We start from the raw sequence: 20,993 nt of genomic DNA on the forward strand, positions 1-20,993 counted from the left end.
GACAATATTAAGAAATTTATTCTTATTAACGTTCATAAAGAACTATGTTTTCCATGGCAAAGATAATGGTAGAGAAAAAAGAGGGATAGCTATAACACTGATAGTCAAAACATTACACTCACACAAAAATGTATAATATTTTCAGCCTGCGCACCTCCTGTTTATACCCTCTTTAGATTTCTGAAATAGCTACAAATATTCATCCCTGCCGAATATAATTCCTATCATAAACGGTTGTTTCATAGAATCAAAGATTAGTTACGTAATATAGTTTTCCTTTTCAACGTAAATATCGGCAAGAAAACAAACACCCCTATCACCGACATTATCAACCCACCAATCGTACCCGCAGCCAGCGGAAACCAGAAACCTTCTTTCTCTGCCCCTACCATGAAAGGAACAAAACCTAAAATGGTAGATACTACCGTCAGAAAGATAGGAATAATCTTGGCATTCCAGGCTTTGGTGTAAGCACGCAGCGGAGAGATACGGGGTAGACGCCGACGAATGGAGTTATACTCATTGAGAATATAAATACTGGCATTCACCGTGATACCACACAACAGAACAAAGGAAGCAAAGCCTCCCTGATCAAAATTAAGCCTGAACCAATAGAAAGTTAGAAACACACCGATATAAGAAACAGGAATCACAAAGATAATGGCCAACGGCTGCTTCAGTGAGTTGAATAGGATGCTGGTAGTAAAGAAGATGATAGAGATGACGATCAGCAATAAACTGTACTGTCTGTAATCTTTCTCTCCCCATGACCAGTTGCCTCCTTCTGCAGAAACAGTGTACCCCATAGGTAACTTCTTATTAAACTCTTCCAAATCCTTTTTCAGAATCCGGTTCCCTTGTTCGTATGAGCCAATGTACTCATATTGCAGGCACAATCGGTATTGCTGATTCTCTTTTGCTACCTGTTGGGGCATCTGCCCTTTCTCCACCGTGGCCAGTTCAGAAAGTTTATATTGCTTCCCACCGGAGCCATAAGGGAAATATTGCATGGCCCAAACGTCGTATTCGTCAGACTGACGGGAAGACAACTTGATTCTTTCCACTCCATGCTCCGTCAATACCGAGCCTACATCCATATTCTTACCGAATATCGGACGAATAGATGCAAACAGTGCACCCGCAGAGATGTCTTCCTGCGCCATACGTTCTTTGTTCAGATCAAAATAGAACTCCTGATAATCATCTTTCCACCAGGAGAACTCTGAATTGATAATAACCTCCTTGATACGCCGGTGCGTCAGAAAGAGTTCTTTCAATTGCTCGGCCCAATAATAAAGTTCATCATAATTGTATCCGTACATCTTAACCCGAAAAGAGCCTGCATTTTCACGAACATCATTGCTGAACCCATTGTCTTCCAGTCCATAAACACTCCAGCTACCGCCACCTAATTGCAGTGCCTTACTGATTATATTAGACTTCAACGTATATGGGAAACCACTATGCTGATGTTCTTTTTTAAAGTTGATACTAATGCTGGCACGACGGGCACTGGAAATAGAAGTCTGAAACTGCTTAATCTCTGCAAACTGGCTCAGATAGGCCTCCATCTTCTTCATCAGTACATTCATTTGTTCCAGGGTACTCCCATTAGGCAGAGTTGCATTGGCATTCAGCACCACTTCTTCGTTACGTGTGAAATAACTCCCTTCGTACACCTTCTCGATAAAAAGACGAAGACTGCCCCCAAGTGCCTTATTCACTATGGGTTTCACTTTCTCTTTATAAGTTGTACTTCCCAAAGTTTTGTTGTAAGCCTCTGCTCCCCACCCTTCTCCATCTATCTTTTCGGGAAGAAGAAAAACAGGAAGTCCGAACAACAATACCAGCAGAGCACAAACTACCACACGCCAACGGCATAAGATCTGTATCAGCCAGGTATAAAACCGTGTAAAATAAACCGGGAAGCGATGGGCTAAATGACGCAAACCACACAAACACCGACGAAAGAAACCCATTCTTCTTTGTACAGGCACTTCTCCGTCCCGCGAACTCACGGGAACCAAAGAACGGCGCTTTCGTTTCTTCAACCCTATCTTCTCTATCATAGACGGGACAAAGAATAGGGCTACAAACAAAGATACGGCAAGATTGATGATCACTACCGCAGCAAAATCCTGTAAATTCAATCGTATCTTTTCGTCCAGAAAGAAGATAATGACCAATGCTCCCATCGTAGTCAGAGTAGCAGCCAGTACAGACATAAATGCTTTCAGATTGCGCCGATGCAGAATATGATCCGTCATCACAATGGTATTGTCTATAACCAGATTGAGCGAAACCGTGATACCTGCCAATGAGTAGAGCTGCATTTCCAACCCGAAGAGATAATAAAAAATCACCGCTACTGCTATATTAATACTCAGGCTGACTACTATCAGAAACAGATAACGCGGATTCAATGTGATAAGTAATACAAAAACCAGCAAAATCAATACAGTCAGACCGGTACGCAAGTAAATCTTATTCATCTCTTCATGAATAAATTCCGTAGCGTCATAACTGGTATGAATCTCATAACCTGCCGGAAGTACTTTTTGTATCTCTTCCATTTCCGCATTTACCAGTTTGCTAAGCTTCAGCTGATTGGCACTTTCTTCGGCTGTTATAGAGAGATAGATGGAGTTTAATCCGTTGATGCGGTAATAACTTTGAGGTTCCTGTTCCATCCGGGTTACCTTCACCAGTTCATCCAAACGAATCACTCTTCCATCCGCAACCTTCACCTGAATTTCGGAAGGGTTAAACTGATCTCCTTTATGCTGAGGGGTCAGTGCCAATCGTATCCATTCTTTTCCTCCGGAAGCCGTCTCTCTGTCATACGTCCCCAAAAACTCTTTCTTATAATAATTGCTCACCGCTTGCTGAATATCGCCCAGACTGATGCCCAAATGCTTCAATTGCTCGCTATCATACTCCAGGCGCCACTCCATCGGAGTAGCCCCACTGATATCAATCTTATAAATACCGGGAATCTGTGTCAACTTCGTCTTGATGTGTTCCTCTGCATACTGCTGGATCAGGATAGGAGTAGACGGTGCATTCAAAGTAAATGAAATAAAAGGTCGGGAAGCTTTTGACTCCGAAAGCCTCATCTGAATATAAGGATAGGTTACTCCGTCGGGCAGTTCCGGCCAGGTTTGCCGGATAATAGTAGATGCCTCAAAACGGACAGCATCCATATTGGCATGCTTATCCAATTCGATAGCAATGCTTCCCCAGCCATTGCCCGAAGTAGAATTGATTCTTTTTACCCCTTTGATACGGGCCAGCATCGCCTCCAGTTTGCTGGTTACCTCCATTTCTACCACACGGGCAGAAGTACCCGGCATACTGAAACCTACCGAGAAACCGGGCAACGTCCGCGAAGGATTCAGTTTGACAGGCAACAACGGAATTAGTGCCACGCCAACCAATGCTACACAGATAAAGGCAACAATCAGTGTAAAAGCAGAAGCTCCTCGTTTGGTATTTTGATTCATTATATTATATTTTCTTGAAACGCAGATTAACGCGAATTTGCACAGATAAAAAAGACTGTATTTCTTTCTCGTTCATCTATCTCTTTGCGGAAATTTGCGTTAATCAGCGTTTTAGTAAAACAATTCATTACCTCACCAATTTTCCTCCTGCAAAGTCAAACTTATCGGACAGTGAAAAACCGCTTGCAAAATCATGTAAAGTCAATTTACGTATCTTATAGTAATTCAACCAGTAGTTCTGCAAAGCAGAGATGTAATTCTGTTGTGCGGACTGCTGACGGCTCAACGATAACGTCAGACTATTGATATCCGCCTTACCTATAATAAATCGTTGACGGGTTTCATTGTAAGCCATGATAGACAAGTCCAACGCTTCTTCAGCACTCGCGATCAGATTCTGCTGAATATTAAAATCACCAATGGTCATTATCAACTCTTCTTCAATACTTATCTCACTCTGACGGGCAGAGATTTTGGTTACATTCAGACTGTTACGAGCCATATTATACTTGCCTTTCCGTACCCCCCAGTCCACCAACGGAATAGAAAGACTGACTGACACTAAATCCTGCTGCATGGGGTTATGATACACATCTCCGAAATTATCGGAAGCCTGATTGAAACCGATGCTCGCATTCACACTCGCATTAAAACGGGATTCTTTCTTCGTCCGGTCCACATTTCTCTCTGCCTCCAGAATATTCTGTTTCAACCCAAGCAATTGAGGATTGTTACTACGTACAGATGCCAATGCATCGTCTACCGATATGGTCATCTCCCGTGGACGGGCCGGAAGCTCCAGTTCAATCACCGTATTCTTATCGATGTTCAGAAAGGAAGCCAATGAGAACATGGCACGTTTCAACGCACTTGCCTTATTCTGTAAGGTATTACGGGCATTTACCAGATCCAGCTTCAAAGTCAACAGGTCGGCTTTGGAGATAGAAGCGATCTTCAAACGCTGCATGCCTATGCGATAAAGGGTATCAGAAGAAGCAACATTCTCTTTCGCCAAATCATATTCCGCCTGCGCCATAGCCAGACTGAAGAAATAACCCGTAGCCTTCTCCGATACAGCCTCCACGTTATAGATAAACTCTTTCTTCACCTTATCATATTTCAAAGGCTCAATACGCCGTTCCCACTTGAACGGGTTATATCCCACAAGGCTTTGTGAATATCCCAACCGCACCGGAACACTGGTAAACTGAGTAGAACGGTTATCGCCGAAGTTACGCATATAGCCCAATTTAGACTCTAAGTAGAAGGTACCACCGGTAAGGTCAAAGTTCTGTCTCACAGACAAACCTCCCGAAGCTGAAAAAGACTGCTGGCTACGGTATACATCCAGATTCTGCTCCGAATCATACCGTTTGGTGATATCACGGTAATACTCCGCAGGAGTCATATCCAAAGTTAGGCTTGGCAGGCGGTTAGCCTGATAGGTGCGGTATTCCCAATAACCGGACAAATACATGTTCTGCGTACGAAAAGCTTCCAGTGAACTATCATTTGCCAGAATTATAGTACGCTGCAAATCCAATTTGATCCGTTCCTGTGCCTGCATCTGCCCACAACAGAACAGGCAGAAACAGAAGTATATCATATATCTTTTCATATCTTCTTTTCTTTATAAATAAACCAATAGATCAACGGAATAATAAACAGACTCACCAGTGTGCCGATAAACATAGCCCCTATCATAGCGATAGAGAGCGGTTTCTGCAATTCGGAGCCCATATCGAAAGAGAAAAGCAGAGGCACCATGGCAAAGATAGTAGTCAGTGAGGTCATTATGATGGGACGCAGCCTTCGCCGACCGGCTTCGTGAATGGCATCCATCAAAGGCACTCCTTCTTTGCGTAACTCATTGATGGCATCCAGTTTCAAGATAGAGTCATTGATGATAATACCACAAGTTACTATCAGACCGATGGCAGACATCAGATTCAGCGTATGACCGCATATCCATAACAACAACAGGGCAAAAGCCACATCAACCGGTATCTCTAACAGTACAATCAAAGGCTGTACGAAACTCTCAAACTGTGCAGCAAGAATGAAGTACATCAGCAGAATAGAGATAAACAGAATAACAACCAACTCTTCCAGCATCTTTTTATTGGAGAAGAAACTACCCGAAAAGCCCAGCTCCCACTCCCCCGTTTCACGGACCACTGTCTTCACATCCGTCATCAGGGCATCTGCATTTTTCACATCATAAAAGCTGAAAGGAATATATTCACCATTCCGGCCGGCTGTAATACTCTTTAAATCTTCTGAAGAAGTCACTTTTACCAATTCCCGAAGTGGAACATAGTTTCGGGTACCATCGCTATTATTATCCTGTGTCTGTACCAACGTTTCCTGCAATACCGTATTCACTGTTTTTTCGTCACTGGCAATATTAATAGGCAGATACTGCTGGTAAGAATGTAGCATCGATACATTATTTTCCTTAAAAGCAGTTTTCAATACCCGGTAAAGTTCATCATAAGAGATATTGTATAACAGTAACTTCTCTCTTTCAATGCTGAGGTTCAGTTGATTCTCAAATGCTATGCCTGTGGGAGAAAGACCGGTCTGTTGCTGTAATCTCTGTTCCATGCTTCGCAATGTATCAGCTTCGGGTGCCCTATCTCTGTTACGGGCATACAGCTCGGCCACAACATCGGCTTCACCCGTTACAAACAACTTCTCAAACACCGTTTCCGGAGGTGAGAATGAGATCACTGCCAAAGGATACAACTGTTTCACTCTCCGGAAAATACGTTGTTGCAATGGCATAATCCTATCCGAAGACTCTGTCTTGAAATAAAGTTCGGTTTCTGACGAAGAAAGTTCCTGCTCACGATTCAGGATAAAATCCTGTTGCCCTACAGAAGCTGTCTGTTCCAGCACTTCTCCTTTCAATTCACGAAACAGTTCATCTACCCTCCGTTGATTCTCATCCAGATGGATATTCTCATTCCACTCAATACGGACGATAAGTTCATTTTGATCAATCTCTGGCATACGCTCCTTATCAATAAAATAAAAGAAGAACACACAGAGAGGAAGAGAAACAATACAGAATAAAACGCTAAACGTTTTATGAGCGAACACCCAATTAACTCCTTTATCATAAAACCGGTCAAGGGTATGTTCCTTTATCAGATTATTTACTTTGATAGAAAACCATTTCCATTTCCGGGTCACCAGCCCTGTACGATATACCAACATATATAATACGGGCAATAACATAATACCTGTGAAATAAGAAACCATCAATCCCACTGTTACAGAGAAAGCCTGATCATAGAAGATAGCTCCCGCAATTCCGCTCATGAATATCAAAGGGACAAACACGGCAATAGTAGTGAGCGAAGAACTAAGCATCGGAGTCACTACCTCACTGGTTCCTACTATACACGCCCGGCGAAGTGTATATCCTCTTTCACGATACTGAGAAATATTCTCCGTCACAATAATCGAGCTGTCAATCATCATACCCAATGCCAGAATCAACCCGGAAAGAGAGATGATGTTCAGCGACATTTTGAAAAGATAGAAAAAAAGGAAACTAATAACGATGGAGACCACCATACTCAATCCGATGATAAAAGGCGACTTTATATCTCCTAAAAACAGTACTGCTACGATGCAGATAAAGACAAATCCCAACGAAAGATTCTGTTGCAGATTGGAGATCGTATAATCCAGCAATTCGGTCTGGTTACGGGTGATGCTGAAGTCGATATCCGGATATACCCTTTTGAAGTAGTTCATGGTCTTGGTCAGTGCTGCTTTCATGTTATCCATATTCTCATCGGCTTGCTTAATGATAGCCAACGTCACGGCACGTTTACCATTGGACATAGAAACACCTCGCTCTTTGATAGGCGTCACAGCAATCCGGCAAAACTCTTTCAACTGTATAATCCGGCCCTCTCGGCGGAGATAGATATTCTCCACATCTTCTGCTGTACGCAACAATGTAGAAAACTTAATGTTATATTCATAATAACCATCGCGCACAGTCATGCTTCCCGGCTCTACGTTGTTGCGCGCCAACGCCGACTCTATATCCGAGACAGAGAGTCCCATCTGCACCATTTTATCCATATCAGGCACTATCCGGAGTTGACGATCCAGCAATCCTGTAACATCTACCATAGCCACCTCGGGCAACTGTTCGATACGGCGTTTTATTACTGATTCGGAAAACTCACACAGATTCAGAAACGCCTGTTGATCCGTTGGTGCATAAGCACTATCGTTCTTTAAAGTCAGATTCAGATAAAAAACAGGGATGTCCGTAGCGCTTGCCTTTATCACCTTAGGACGTTCTGTGTTTTTAGGCAGATAATTCATGGCAGCATCTATCTTCTCATTCACCTCGATAAATGCCAGATCGGTATTTGTTCCAAAATCAAAGCCCAACCGGATAATTCCTGCTCCGTCACGGGTTTCGCTTGTCATATCTTTCAGGTTAGACACCTGGATCAACTGTTGACGAATTGGTTTCACTACGGTATTTTCCAATTCACGGGCCGAAGTATTGGCAGCAGAAATCTGCACAGTAATCTCCGGTATAGCGATGTCCGGCAATAGTGAAACCGGCAATGTAAAATAGGTCACCAAACCCACAATAAAGAAAGCTGTAAAAGCCATCAATACCGCAATGGGACGTTGTATTAAAAATTTTATCATACCATTTTAATTTACGATTAGACAATTTACTATTTACGATTGGAGTTACTCTTCCTGTGATAAGCAAAGTTTAATCCAATTGTCAATCGTCTAATAACTGCACCGGAGCCTCATGTGCCAGGTTCACATTACCCGAAACAATCACGACATCGCCTTCTGTGAGGCCATCCGTAACTCCGGCATCGGCTTTATTAGCAACCACGCAACTGTCTATATTCTCAAATCCGGTCTGCACATAGTTCCACTGTGCTTTTCCTTTATCCAATGTAAAGACAACCTGTTTTCCTGAACGCAGTACCACAGCACTCTTAGGGATCACTAATAATTGCCCCAAAGAACGCTGTACACTTATCCGTACATTCATTCCGCTAAACAGTTTTCCTTTTCCGTTCACCCGTGCCCGTACTCTCACCATTCCTTTATCATCTACCAGGGGATTAATTTCCGAAACACTCCCTTCATACACAGAGGTAGCATCGGCATAAGGAATTACCACTACCCTATCACCGTTTTTGAGTAACGGTAATTCACTTTCGAGTACAGTAAAGTCTGCCTCCATCCCTTGTGTATCTATGATTGTACAAAATATCTCCGAAGTATTAGCCATATTATAAGGCTTCGCAAAAAGATTCGCCACTATCCCGTCAAAAGGAGCTGTCAGTGTGGCATGTTCCTCCTCTCTTCTTACCAGTTCGTACTGTGCTTTACTCTGATCATATCCACTCTTTACCTTTGCCAGTTTCATCACTTCTTCAGGCACTTTACTGAAATCTTCCGTGGCATACCCCTGTCCTATCAATACATCCTGTAATTCCAGTCGTGCCCTTTCAAGTGCATCAGCAGATTGTGCCAATCTGTTAGCCAGTTTAAACTTATCGAGTTCGGCCAGCTTCTGCCCTTTCCGCACCCGATCTCCATTCTTCACATAGATATGGGCAATGACCTCACTGCTTTCAAAACGCAGGTTAGCCTGTTCCTTCGCCGTCACCTTTCCATTACTTACCAATTCGTGATGAAAATCCTGCTTCTTTAGCGTCATCACCGACACCTCATCTTTCATGTCAGGTAATACCATCTCCACTCCTTTTTCAGCAGTGTTTTTCTCTGTTTTCTTATCACCGGAACAAGCAGCCAAGGTGACCAATGCCATACAAAAGGCATAGATAGGGTAGTGTTTTTTCATTGTGTCAATGTAGTTTTATCGTTGTTACCCGATAAATATAGTTATATTATTTTATTTCAAAAATATTTTCAAGTGATTTTCTCTAAATAAACAATTTATGATACAAATCATGTGTATTTCTTGAATTTCATTCATATTAATATTTCAATTTATATATGGCTAAAATAGGATTATCATCAAGATTTCCGTATCCTACTTATCAATCAGAAAATCAATTTTACTACAAAAATAGCAGAAGGTAATGAATATGTATATACTGATCCTTGCCAAATACGTATCTGTATGTGCTATATGATTGAAAAATACACATTGGGCAAGAATGGGCACATACAATATAGTGCCATATTATCTTCTTACTTTATTTTATAAAATCAATTGTATTTTTCTCTTCAATTACAATTTCTTGAAAATCCTATCCCAACGTATCTTATTAGTTTTTACATCTTTCGAGAACCAAATGAATTGTCCAACTCCCAAAATAAAATCATCAGGCAATAATCCCCAAAAACGAGAATCATATGAATCAGAGGTATGATCTCCTTGCATAAAGTAATAATCGTGTAGGAAACGATATTCATTTACTATTGAATCATTCAAATATACACTCCCACTCTCTAATTTTAAATTTTGTCCTGTTTCATACTCTATACATTTATGATAGTGTTTATAATTAATAGAATCAATTGCCATGATATCTCCTTTTTGGGGAAGATATATACTGTGTTCTCTATTGTTCCACTGCCAACGATGTGTACTCCCCGGTATTGCGACACATCGTTTGCAATAGAAGGTTTTCATACTAAGTTTCATGCGCCTCTTACTTTCTGAATATGGAAAGTTAAATACAACGACATCATTCGTTTTTATAGAACGCATTCCTTTTTTCCGATGAACAATAAGGCGATCTTCATGTAGAGAATCTGTCATAAACACCCTACGACCAGGTATTTGTAATGAGACACAAATATAATCTCCTATGGACAAAGTAGGAGACATAGAATATGTCGGAATAACACAAGAGACCAACCAATATATTCTAATAAATAGATAGAATTGGAATAGTATAAGTCCCCACAGCAATGTATATCCTACTTTTCTACAGATTCTATTCATCAACTTATTTATTATTGGCTGAATTATTTTTTACTATCCACTATTATTATTCCACGTTCGCTTTAATTATCAATCGAACAGGGTGCTTATATTTGTTAAAAGAGACCATTATAAACTTTGAGTTATATCCTAAAGTTTCAGGAGTAAAGGATATTACTAATTCAGATGATTCTTCTTCTTTCAAGGGCTTCTTATCCCATCGAGGAACCGTACATCCACAAGAAGTATTAATATTCTCAATTATCAGAAGATCGGGAGTTTTATTTGTATACTTGAACTTAGCTTTATAGGTTTTTCCTTTGCTGATCGTTCCCAAATCAATCATTTTCTCATCAAAGAAATCTTCATTGCTATTATTATGGTCTAGTAAATAAAGTATCTCTTTATAATATTCCTCAGAGACTATCGGATGTTGTATGGAAGGAAAAAACAGATATTTAGCGCGAAAGTCTGTATTCATCAAAAACAAATAAGGGCGTCCAAGGCTTTCTTTATCTTCCGGCAATGCTCCATTAGATCCTAATGAAAGAAAATAGATAGGAAATTGGATATTATATTTCTTCTGAGCAAGCTTAAGCATACGAATATTGCTATAACTCGCAAACCCTATTACATGATTGGAAAGGTTCAATTTATTCATTAAATCAATTTCAGACCTAATACATAATTCACAATTTAATTCACTAAATCGAAAAATTAGCTTTGATTTTTTCAAAATACTATCCAACCTGCATTTTGTCCCATTTATATCTGTCAATGGATAATAAAATGGAAAAGAGAAACCTTCTGACTGAAAAATATTCATAACAGTAAATTTTCCATAGTCAGGTTCTACTTTATTCGTATTATCAGTTTTACAACTAATGACCAAAACGATAATAAAGCATACAGAGATATGTTTAAAAATTCCAAGGTTCATTTTAATTTTATTTTTATTATAACCGGATTATCAAACTCTCGCATATTTTCTACCATTCCATCCAAATACGGAGAAAAGTTACCTTTCAACTGTCTTCTTATCAAAGAAGCCGGTTCTACAGATTTATACATATAATTTTCGTCTACAAAATCAATGACCGACGGTAGTGAATTTTGATTAAAATCATCCATCAAAAAATAGCCCATATTATGAATCGTACGATCCTTTTTATTAACATATGCAGATCCAATAATTCCTCTGGCATAATTAAAAAACAGATAATCGTCCGTCTCAAAAAAAGCATTAAACAAGGTTGTCAAATTTCCATTCTTCTTTTCAGATTCCATTCGTTCCAAATCAATCTCCTCATTGAAAGATGGAGAGTAGGTATTTGTCAGAAATTCTATTCGATATTTAGGTCTTAAACGTCCTATACTATCAATAGAATATATTTCAGGTTTCAAATATTCAACTAACAACATAGTATCTTTATAAAACGAAAAGACATTTCTTGATGACGGAATTTGAAGATATTTATCATCAAATATATATTTCAATTGTTCATGTTTAAATTCATCGTTCTCCATTACTACATATCGACATTGTTCTGGAAATGTTTCACTATAAAAATCAGCATTAGGAGTACGACCAAGATAATAATAAGTATAATTACCTTGTATCCCAAAAGAAGAAAGAATGAATGGCGACTCCATTTTCCTAATAAATTCCCCTTTTTCTGTATAAGCATATATTGTTTTAGACATATCTGAATAAATGTAGATATCCCCTGTTGTCATATCCATTGTAAAATCATAAATACGAGGATACTCATCGGGGCCTTTCCCTTGCTTATGGATCTTATGAAGAAACTGCCCTTTTGAGTTAAAACAAAAAATAGCTTCAGTCAATTGATCCCAAATATAAAATTGATCATTCCACACTATCAATTTATTCATTTTCCCCATCAAAACAGTGTCTGCTGTTTGCAAAGGCACATATTCTATTTTCTCCACAATTGTAGATATTTTAAACGGTTCCTTTCGATTGATGTCATCCGGATCTATTGCAATTACCTGGAATAAAGAATCGCTTACTGCAATCTCACGAATATTCACATTTCTCTTACACGAAGAGAAAGAGAACATAGCACACACAAGGATATATAATATTTTTCTCATCTCAATTTATTATAAAAAATAATCAGTTTCATTATATTAAAAACAATTTAACTCAAAAGAATTAATTTGTGTTACTAACCATACAAGCAGTACAAATTATAGTTTACGCCAATTTTCAAGTGGTTCATTGTTTATACGATATGGCAATACATAATCACAAAAACCTTCAAACGAATAATATTTACTCCACTTCCGTCTTCTCCAAGCTTCAAAAGCTAAATCTATATTTTCAATCAACAAATCTGATGAAACAACGGATACATCACTCACATTCTTTATTTTATAGTTTGAGCGTTTCCACCTTTTTTTAAGCGCTTCATCCATTATCCCTTTCTGAGGTATCACAGAACGAAGAGCCGACTTTACACTATCAAGTTCCGAACCGACAGATGAACAACGAAAAGGTAAATTTGCTATCAGAAACTTTGCGGCCCGCAATTTCTCCGGTTCATTTGCATAATGTTTTAGTACCCGCTCCAATTCTACACAATTATCATTGGCCTGTTCTAAACTAAAAGAGACTTGTCTATCCAATGTATCTTTACAAGAGAAAGAAGACATTAAGAATATTGTAATGAAAAAGAATTGTATACATTTCATTTATTCCTGATTTTAAGATTAACAAACATCCATCATTTTCCGATACGCAAAGGTGGAAAAGAAATAAAGGAAATACTTTTAATATTATCTCAGAAGATAGCAATTGCATTCCAATTACGAAAACGAGACATGTGTACAAAAAAACAAGACAGCAGTGACAATTAATTCCGAAAATGTAACAGAGCTATCTCAAATAAGAAGTTGCTGATCTGAAAAAGATAGAATACTTTTACTGATTTTATCAGTAATACAAATCTGGCTATTCTGATAAAATAACTTTACCACCTCTCCTATTATGCAATCGTCCCGGATTTCTAAAGGTATCATTAAAATGCGATCCTCCACCATTGACGAATAGTCAAACCTATCCACGATATTATCCCAGTCTATTTGCAGAACTGTCAGATTACTTTCATTACTATATTTTGATTTTTTTTCACAGCCTACAAGAAAATAATCGAAAAAAACACGTATTTTTTCATATTCATAATCATATTTTATAAGTTCAATTGTATTTGTTCTCTACAACTATAATTTCTTAAAAAATTTATTCTTAGTTCTCAAAACAGAGAAAGTCCCCAAAACACTCCTTTTAGGCATACAATCTTGTATTACTTTTATAACATTAATCAATAATTGAGTGTATCCAATAATACTTTCATCTCCGACCGCATTTCCTCAATAGCTTTAGAATATACCTTCGGCTCTTTTGTGAGTACAGTATTAGCCATCATCTTTAGTTTCTCCGGCTGATAATACCCTTGTTCTGCATAAAGTTTTGCTAATAAATAATAAGGATAAATCCTTCCTGGAAGCCTATAAGAGGAGCGGAGATAGTATTCTTCCGCCAATTCATAACGCTTCAACAGTTGATTGTTTTTTCCCATAATATTAAATATCATAGGATCACAACTATAATCAGATGCTTCTTGCAGTATTTCATTAGAAGCCTCATATTCATTCAATTTATGTAAACAGTGACCGTATTCAAAAAGAAAAGTAGCACGATTTCTCAATACGGGATAAAGTTCCATATAATCTTTTTTCACAGCACTATAAGCACCAACCCGATATAATAGACTACAATCGGCCCATCTTTTACAAGATTCATAGATATTCTCCTTCCATCCCCAAAAACCAACAACACCAACTATGAGAGCAAAAATCCCCCAACCCACTCGAGAGTTTCCAATCAAACATACTGATAAAAAAAGTACCAATGAAATAATAAAAGCAGGTAGCTGCATTGGATAAGAAGAAAAAGAAAATACTAAAAGTGCAACCAATCCACCGCAGAGACTTATTCGCCCACTTTTTTTTCCTCTATAAAAACAAAACAAAATGAACGATAAAATACAAAATGTAACCGGAATCCCCCACTCTATTGCTACTTGTAAATATTCATTAAAAGCGTAGACCGGACTACCAGCTACCAATTCCTCTTGAGGTGAATAATCTCCTTGTGCAAAATAGTTTTCTTGAGTTTTACCAAAAGCAGATGGAAAACCATATGTACCATAACCAGTTAAAGGTTTATCAACAATCGCCTTACTGGCAATTTTCCACATGAACAACCTGCCGTCTGCCGAGTTCTTCTTCAAATTAAAGGCTGCAATTCCTCCAACTATCAAACAAATAAACAATAGTACAATAATTGCAATAACCTTCTTACGATACATCTGCCATACTGTTTGAATCTGGACTTTCCATGAGTAGTGTATTCCATATATCCATAACCCAGAAATAATTGCAGCTAACCAAGCCGAACGACTCATGCCAGCAGGAAGAATACAAATTATCAACAATAGAATCCCTCCTGATAAATAATGCATCACCTTTTCTATATTATTCAAGTTTACAGCTTTATCCTTTAGCGCCAACCATTCATTCAGACAAACAGGAAAGATCATTGCCAAATATCCAGAGTAAGGTCCAGGATTGAAAAAAGTTCCAGTTAACGAAAATAATGAATGGTTGGATGACAATAATCCATATATTTGCCACATTCCCCATACAGATTCAATACCAGCCAAAAGAATAAGTGTCCATACAATAATTGTATCTAGTTCATCTCCTATCTTTATGCTTTTCGATGAAAAAAGTAAAATGGGAAATATAATTACCATAAATAATACACTTACTTTTGATAACCAATACCATTGCCCTGCCATCTCTCCAGGTAGTATTTCTGGAAAAGACAAGATACTAATACATAAAAGCAAAGCTGCTATAATAGTCAATAACAACCGAATTAGTATAAGTTCGTAATTATTTCGCTTGATCATCATTTCTTTAGCTCTCCACAGATTAAGTCTGATATCATAAAAATATCTACATTCATTTATAATACTTCCAGTCCACTCTACTACGATACACCATTCTACTCCAAAGCGATCTATTTTTTCACTTAATAAATACATAACTTTTTTCTAAAATCTTCTTATTGTATTTTTGCTCCTACTCTATCCCATCTAACCTTACCTGTATCCATATCTTTGGACATTCCTATCCAACTTGCTTTACCTACAATAAATTCTTCAGGTAGTAATCCCCAATAACGCGAATCGCAAGAACTTTCCGTTTTATCACCAACTACAAAATAATAACTTTTCAGAAAACGATACTTTGTAATCTTTCTACCATCCAAAAAGATTTTCCCATGACAAAATTCTAGTTTCTTTTTCTGCTCCCATTCTATAACTTGTTTATATAGTATCATATTCATATAATTCATAGGAATGAGTGCGCCCGCATTTGGAATATAGAAAGGTCCAAACGTTTTAATAGTCCATTCAAACAATGAATCATTAGGATAGGCTCGAATGGCAATCCCGACGCCCTCATGATTACTTTCTTCATACTCTAATCTCCCCAACAAAGTTTTCTGAGACTTCACATTACCTAAGGGTATATTACAACCCCGAACTTCATATTGTCCTTTTTTTATAATGAATGTATCCCCTGGCAATGCAACACACCGCTTTACATAATATGAAAGAAGATCGAATCGGATGTGCTTATCTTTCTTTATAGGATAAGGGTAATTAAAGACCACTACATCATTACGTTCTATCTGTCTAAAACCTGGCAGACGCTTTATAGCAAATTCTTTCCCATCTGCAGCATCCCAAAGATTAAATATTCGGGCACCATACACAAGCTTATTCACCCAAACAACATCTCCCGAAATCAAAGTCGGTTCCATAGAACCCGTAGGAACATGAAAAGAAGTAATACAAAATATTTCTAATAATAACCAAATAGTAAAGCAACCACATGCCAATAACAATAATGCAAAGCACCTGTTTACTGCTAATATAAACTTGTATTTCATTCTACTTCTCATTAGCCAAACAACTATGATTTAATTCAAAAGAATTTACCCTTCACCATATTTAGATAAGAAGATGTTAATATAGGAATTTCCTTCTGAGGAATATACATATATTGTACCCTCATTTTTTTATTTGGTGAAAGTACAAACATATATGGTAGACCTATGTCTTTCAATAATTTGTTAGCATCTGCTTTCATATTATAAATAGCAAATTTTATCTTATTCAACTTCTTAAAACGTCGCATATACACATCTGTTTCATAATTTGTAAACAACAATATACGATCAGCGCCTATTGAATCTGCATATATATTCAGGTTTTTAATCTGCTCGTCTATACAAGTTTGGCAGTTTAGCTCTGAATATCTTAAAATAAGTTTGTTTTCATTTATAATATCTCTCAATCTCACCTTTAAGCCATTTACATCTGTCAAGAAAAGACTATCTGATAAAAAATCTCCATTATATTCAAGTTCATACAATCTATTTTCTTTATGCATACGAAGTTCTGTATTTTGAAGGAAACTGACCTCAACCGATTTCATCAAAGCGCCAATCACTTTTTTATCAGTATTATATTTATAAAACCAACACAAATTACTAACTATTACTACTAATAATAATATATAATCCCTCATTTTCGTGGACAACACTCCAATTCCCATTTCATTTCTTTACTTTAGCAAGTACAACAATAGGGTTATCATCCTCTTTGGTACTGTTATAAATTTCTTGAAAACGTTCTTTATCTTGCGGACGGACAAAAGAGGATTTGCTGTAGGTAGACTCCCAAGATGACAAAAAGCTAGCAGCAGGTTCCATCACTATCATTTCATCATTATCTGTAAAGTAATAATGATACATGTAGAAATTACCTAAATCTCCGAGAGTCAACCAATTTCCAACTTTATACTTATCAGTTCGTTTATCATACAAAACAGAACGGACAATTACATCACCATATTTTACAATGAAATGATCTTTCAAATTTACGATCTCATCAAGACCTAGAATATATCGTTTATCCATAGCAGTCATCATAATTTCCATTCCATCCTTTTTCCTAAGTTCAGCTGGCATAGAACGTTTTGAAAAATGGTACACATATCGTGGAGCCGCAGATTCTGATGTTACACTATAAATAGTGTCATTATTAGCAAATAAAACAAGAAGTTCATCATCATACCGACTCAAACATTGTTGAAGCCCCCAAGTTGAATGTTTCTTTGAAAGTTCTTCGTCAAATGGTAAACAAGCAATAATATCATCTGTTTTCATATTATGTTGGAATAAATTAAAGTTACCTATAGAGGAATATCTATTATTAGATAAAAGATACACATACTCATTCATAATATAAAAATCTGAAAAATTAATATTGTCATCAATATCCAATCTTATGCCGATTCGAGTTTTCAAATCATAATCGTACAATTGTCTTACATCATCATCCATTATATATATATGAGAATCTACCACTTGGAAACGTCCTAATCTACTGTATTCTCCCGGACCTTCACCTCGCTGTCCTATTCTCCCGACATATTTACCTGATTCATCAAAGATGAGGATTGCCTGAGAAACTCTATCTGCTATATAAATCAAGCCATTTGCATAATCCACTTGCCGAATGTCAGAGAGCAGGCATTCATCAGTCGTCTCTAGTTTTACAATCTTTACATTATTTTCTATCAATGAAGAAATATCTATCTGCTCAGAAACTTTATCCACATCAATTGTGAAATCCATAACGGCAGGTAAATCTCCACTTTGACTATTGTTTACACTGCTAAGGTGACAAGCAGATAAGATAATAACAGCAACAACTGTATTGATTATTTTTTTTATATTTTTCATCTTTCTTTTATATTATACCATTATGAATAGCCTTTTTATAGGCTATTCATAACCAATTTATTTTATAGTAGGAATTCTTTGATGACAATTATAAGGATCACATCCCGTAGGGTCCTCTCCTTTTTCAGGCTTTTCACAAAAATTTTCCATTCCACGTATCTCGTATTTTTTTCCACCAATATGGATTGCACCTTCTGGTACTGCAACACCAGCATCCAGTTCTATATATATAGTGCATGGTTCGGGATTGTTGTTTTTATTAGGTACAAAATAATCAATTTCCTTAGGGTCATTAGCTGAACTATCTAAATCAGCTAAAGAAAGTAAAACCTTACAACCATTATTTTTTATCACATACATGTTTCCCGCTGCTAATGCCACGGCAAACGCAAACACTAATAAATACTTTTTCTTATTCATTTTTCCTTTTTTTAATTTTAATACTTTTTCCACAAAAACACTTTAAAACAATATACTCTAAATAATATCACCTCCTTTCTTTTTCATTTATGATTCACTCTCATTTAATCAAATTCTTATATTTCTTTAAGGAAACACCTGCTTCCCATTCTCTATATAAAACACCTTCTCTTCTTTTCCCCGGGTTAAATCCCGAAGGTGAAACAAAGCCCCTTTGGGTACTTTATCAAAAATAAGAGTGTCTTTCACAGCCTTTTGTTTATCAACATAAACCCACCCTTCATTTCCAGCTTGATAGCGTAGTTCATAGACATCTCCTATCCGGATAAAATTGTCATCATTACGGGGGATATATACCATGCGGTCTATAAGTACTTCTTTACCGAAGTCCATCGTAATATAGCTTCCCTTTTTTCGCGAGAGAAATAGTGTCAGAGGGTCATGATCCATGCACAACGGTAATTCATCAGCAGGAGGCTGACCCTCATAATCACTTTCATAAATGTCAATGGCTTTGAGAGGCTGATCTTTGTAATAAAAGTTGAGATCGGCAATCTCGACAAAGAGATCGTCGGGAGCAACGTAACGAATATAACGGCACTTTCTTGGAATATCGAAGTGCACCGTGTTTATATTCACTTTCGGTGTATCGACGATGTGATATAATAGTAGTTTGTGTTGAAAATCCTTAGATAAGGAACTGTAAATTTTGGCCCCTACCACTTTCGTCATATGATTGGCTATACGAGGATAGAGAGGACATTTACGTGTCACTATGCTACGTTCACTTTGATTCTTATCCGGAACAAAGGTGATTGACGAATCCCCTTTCAAAGTGAAAGGATGTCCGGTCTGCCGATATCTCTTCCCATCAAAATAAAGAGGTTGGTAGGCGATATCAGATTCTATGTTATGGAATACAGCTCTACCGTCGACTACTTTTGCCATATCTACAGCAACCCATCTGCGGGGACTGAAAATACCAAGATACATATATTCTTCCGATTCGTCTTCCGAAGGAACTTCATACTGAGTCTGGAAGTACTCCTTACTGACATCCAATCTAAAAAGATCTTTAAAATAAGAGGGTACCTTAGGATTATGTATCATTCCTTCATAGGGTTCGGGCTGCATACCAAAACAGGCCCGAAGTACTTTCCCCCTTTTCCTACCATCATCATACCGATCACCTCTGACAGCATCTTTCTCTGTAAACCAAAGCGGGACATAGAGATGTGTAGTATCTAAAACAACATTCCAGGTATGGCTTGCCAAATGATCCGGAGAAAAGGGAAGTTCATCTACTGCAACAGGGATTCCTAAGGAACGTAATACATATACCAGAAAATCACAGGAGTCTATGCACTTACCTACCCGATGTTTCAATAAGAATTGTGCTCCCAGGTGAGGAAGATTCAAATTACGATTGAATATGAATTTTTCGTCTCTCAGGTGTTGCCCAATCACATTGGAGGCTTTTATAACATCAGAACCTGTGTATACCGAATCGAGCAGAAAAGAAAACTTTTCACGATAGATACTTCTCCAGTTCTCTAATGGCTCATTGTCTATTCGATAGGGAAGAATCAACTCACAAAATTCATCAAACGAAACATATTTGTTCCAAGGGCGTTTCTCCCATTCTTCAAAAGCCAATTCTATATTCTCTATCAGATAATCAGTAGTGATAACATGTGCATCATATATTTTAGGGAGGTGGTTATAGGTGAAGCCTTTCAAAGGATCCACCTTTTCGTCCGGTAATTTACCCTCTTTATCCACACTGGCTTTAATAGCTTTTATACTATCCAGTACGTGTCCGGTATAACTAAAGTATCGAGGCATGTTTTCGATAAGGAAACAACAGGCTTTCAATTTAAGAGAATCATCTTTATAATAGGTTAAGACTTTCTCTAACTCCGAACGGTTGTCACCGGCAAAAGCCAAAGCGTATTCCAAACGTTGGTTTGTTTCTTTACACGAACTGAAGAGAAAAGAAAATATCGTGATAAAGACAGGTAGTATTTTAATCATTGCGTCTTTCATAAGTAAATAACTGTTGACGCAAAGATAGGAGAAGACAATGGATACATGTATATCTATCCTCGCCCAATAGGTATGTAATTATACCAAACATCAAAAACATACAAATTAGGCGGAAACAGATATATCATTTTTTCAATATATCGGG

15 protein-coding genes are annotated in these 20,993 nt (G+C 37.6%); all 15 read right to left on the reverse strand.

Going from position 1 to position 20,993, the window contains the following annotated elements:
- Window positions 1-254: 254 nt before the first annotated feature.
- The 15 genes from ACESQI_RS20785 to ACESQI_RS20855 all read right to left on the reverse strand — a co-directional run bounded on the left by ACESQI_RS20785 (window position 255) and on the right by ACESQI_RS20855 (window position 20,848).
- Window positions 255-3,503, reverse strand: coding sequence for an efflux RND transporter permease subunit (locus ACESQI_RS20785; protein WP_373127008.1), 3,249 nt, complete (start codon window positions 3,501-3,503; stop codon window positions 255-257).
- 127 nt (window positions 3,504-3,630) lie between these two features.
- On the reverse strand, window positions 3,631-5,070 hold the full coding sequence (locus ACESQI_RS20790) for a TolC family protein (protein WP_373127032.1): 1,440 nt from the start codon (window positions 5,068-5,070) through the stop codon (window positions 3,631-3,633).
- Window positions 5,071-5,117: 47 nt separating this feature from the next.
- Entirely contained in the window at window positions 5,118-8,195 is a 3,078-nt protein-coding gene (locus tag ACESQI_RS20795) for an efflux RND transporter permease subunit (protein WP_373127010.1), read from the reverse strand.
- A gap of 82 nt (window positions 8,196-8,277) precedes the next feature.
- Window positions 8,278-9,378, reverse strand: a complete 1,101-nt coding sequence (locus ACESQI_RS20800; protein WP_373127012.1) for an efflux RND transporter periplasmic adaptor subunit — start codon at window positions 9,376-9,378, stop codon at window positions 8,278-8,280.
- A gap of 393 nt (window positions 9,379-9,771) precedes the next feature.
- The gene (gene lepB / locus ACESQI_RS20805; RefSeq protein WP_320935186.1) at window positions 9,772-10,491 is read right to left on the reverse strand and encodes a signal peptidase I; all 720 of its coding nucleotides are present in this window, start codon (window positions 10,489-10,491) and stop codon (window positions 9,772-9,774) included.
- Between the two features lie 46 nt (window positions 10,492-10,537).
- On the reverse strand, window positions 10,538-11,410 hold the full coding sequence (locus ACESQI_RS20810) for a DUF1573 domain-containing protein (RefSeq protein WP_373127014.1): 873 nt from the start codon (window positions 11,408-11,410) through the stop codon (window positions 10,538-10,540).
- Window positions 11,407-12,588 (reverse strand): 6-bladed beta-propeller, encoded by a 1,182-nt coding sequence (locus tag ACESQI_RS20815; RefSeq protein ID WP_373127016.1) that lies wholly within the window; start codon window positions 12,586-12,588, stop codon window positions 11,407-11,409. Before ACESQI_RS20815 ends, ACESQI_RS20810 begins: the two co-directional genes overlap by 4 nt.
- Window positions 12,589-12,684: 96 nt before the next feature.
- Window positions 12,685-13,188, reverse strand: a complete 504-nt coding sequence (locus tag ACESQI_RS20820; RefSeq protein WP_320908457.1) for a hypothetical protein — start codon at window positions 13,186-13,188, stop codon at window positions 12,685-12,687.
- A gap of 189 nt (window positions 13,189-13,377) precedes the next feature.
- Complete coding sequence (locus ACESQI_RS20825) at window positions 13,378-13,698, reverse strand: 6-bladed beta-propeller (protein ID WP_373127033.1); 321 nt, start codon at window positions 13,696-13,698, stop codon at window positions 13,378-13,380.
- Window positions 13,699-13,817: 119 nt separating this feature from the next.
- The gene (locus ACESQI_RS20830) at window positions 13,818-15,473 is read right to left on the reverse strand and encodes an O-antigen ligase family protein (RefSeq protein WP_320908481.1); all 1,656 of its coding nucleotides are present in this window, start codon (window positions 15,471-15,473) and stop codon (window positions 13,818-13,820) included.
- Between the two features lie 155 nt (window positions 15,474-15,628).
- Window positions 15,629-16,522 carry a signal peptidase I gene (lepB, locus tag ACESQI_RS20835; RefSeq protein WP_368107073.1) on the reverse strand — a complete coding sequence of 298 codons (894 nt, stop codon included), beginning with the start codon at window positions 16,520-16,522 and terminating at the stop codon, window positions 15,629-15,631.
- A gap of 35 nt (window positions 16,523-16,557) precedes the next feature.
- On the reverse strand, window positions 16,558-17,190 hold the full coding sequence (locus ACESQI_RS20840; protein WP_320908454.1) for a hypothetical protein: 633 nt from the start codon (window positions 17,188-17,190) through the stop codon (window positions 16,558-16,560).
- Window position 17,191: 1 nt separating this feature from the next.
- Complete coding sequence (locus tag ACESQI_RS20845; RefSeq protein WP_320908453.1) at window positions 17,192-18,382, reverse strand: 6-bladed beta-propeller; 1,191 nt, start codon at window positions 18,380-18,382, stop codon at window positions 17,192-17,194.
- Between the two features lie 57 nt (window positions 18,383-18,439).
- A complete protein-coding gene (locus ACESQI_RS20850; RefSeq protein ID WP_320908452.1) occupies window positions 18,440-18,835 on the reverse strand; it encodes a hypothetical protein in 396 nt (131 codons plus the stop codon).
- 93 nt (window positions 18,836-18,928) lie between these two features.
- The gene (locus tag ACESQI_RS20855; RefSeq protein ID WP_373127018.1) at window positions 18,929-20,848 is read right to left on the reverse strand and encodes a transglutaminase domain-containing protein; all 1,920 of its coding nucleotides are present in this window, start codon (window positions 20,846-20,848) and stop codon (window positions 18,929-18,931) included.
- Window positions 20,849-20,993: the final 145 nt, after the last annotated feature.

Origin of the sequence: Bacteroides sp. HPS0048, assembly GCF_964240755.1 — a bacterium.
GTDB lineage: Bacteria > Bacteroidota > Bacteroidia > Bacteroidales > Bacteroidaceae > Bacteroides > Bacteroides nordii.

Excerpts from the sequence above, each read along its gene's own strand:
- ACESQI_RS20785 (WP_373127008.1), bottom strand. The coding sequence starts at position 3,503 with ATGAATCAAAATACCAAACGAGGAGCTTCTGCTTTTACACTGATTGTT.
- ACESQI_RS20790 (WP_373127032.1), bottom strand. The coding sequence starts at position 5,070 with ATGCAGGCACAGGAACGGATCAAATTGGATTTGCAGCGTACTATAATT.
- ACESQI_RS20795 (WP_373127010.1), bottom strand. The coding sequence starts at position 8,195 with ATGATAAAATTTTTAATACAACGTCCCATTGCGGTATTGATGGCTTTT.
- ACESQI_RS20800 (WP_373127012.1), bottom strand. The coding sequence starts at position 9,378 with ATGAAAAAACACTACCCTATCTATGCCTTTTGTATGGCATTGGTCACC.
- lepB (WP_320935186.1), bottom strand. The coding sequence starts at position 10,491 with ATGAATAGAATCTGTAGAAAAGTAGGATATACATTGCTGTGGGGACTT.
- ACESQI_RS20810 (WP_373127014.1), bottom strand. The coding sequence starts at position 11,410 with ATGAACCTTGGAATTTTTAAACATATCTCTGTATGCTTTATTATCGTT.
- ACESQI_RS20815 (WP_373127016.1), bottom strand. The coding sequence starts at position 12,588 with ATGAGAAAAATATTATATATCCTTGTGTGTGCTATGTTCTCTTTCTCT.
- ACESQI_RS20820 (WP_320908457.1), bottom strand. The coding sequence starts at position 13,188 with ATGAAATGTATACAATTCTTTTTCATTACAATATTCTTAATGTCTTCT.
- ACESQI_RS20830 (WP_320908481.1), bottom strand. The coding sequence starts at position 15,473 with ATGATCAAGCGAAATAATTACGAACTTATACTAATTCGGTTGTTATTG.
- lepB (WP_368107073.1), bottom strand. The coding sequence starts at position 16,522 with ATGAAATACAAGTTTATATTAGCAGTAAACAGGTGCTTTGCATTATTG.
- ACESQI_RS20840 (WP_320908454.1), bottom strand. The coding sequence starts at position 17,190 with ATGGGAATTGGAGTGTTGTCCACGAAAATGAGGGATTATATATTATTA.
- ACESQI_RS20845 (WP_320908453.1), bottom strand. The coding sequence starts at position 18,382 with ATGAAAAATATAAAAAAAATAATCAATACAGTTGTTGCTGTTATTATC.
- ACESQI_RS20855 (WP_373127018.1), bottom strand. The coding sequence starts at position 20,848 with ATGAAAGACGCAATGATTAAAATACTACCTGTCTTTATCACGATATTT.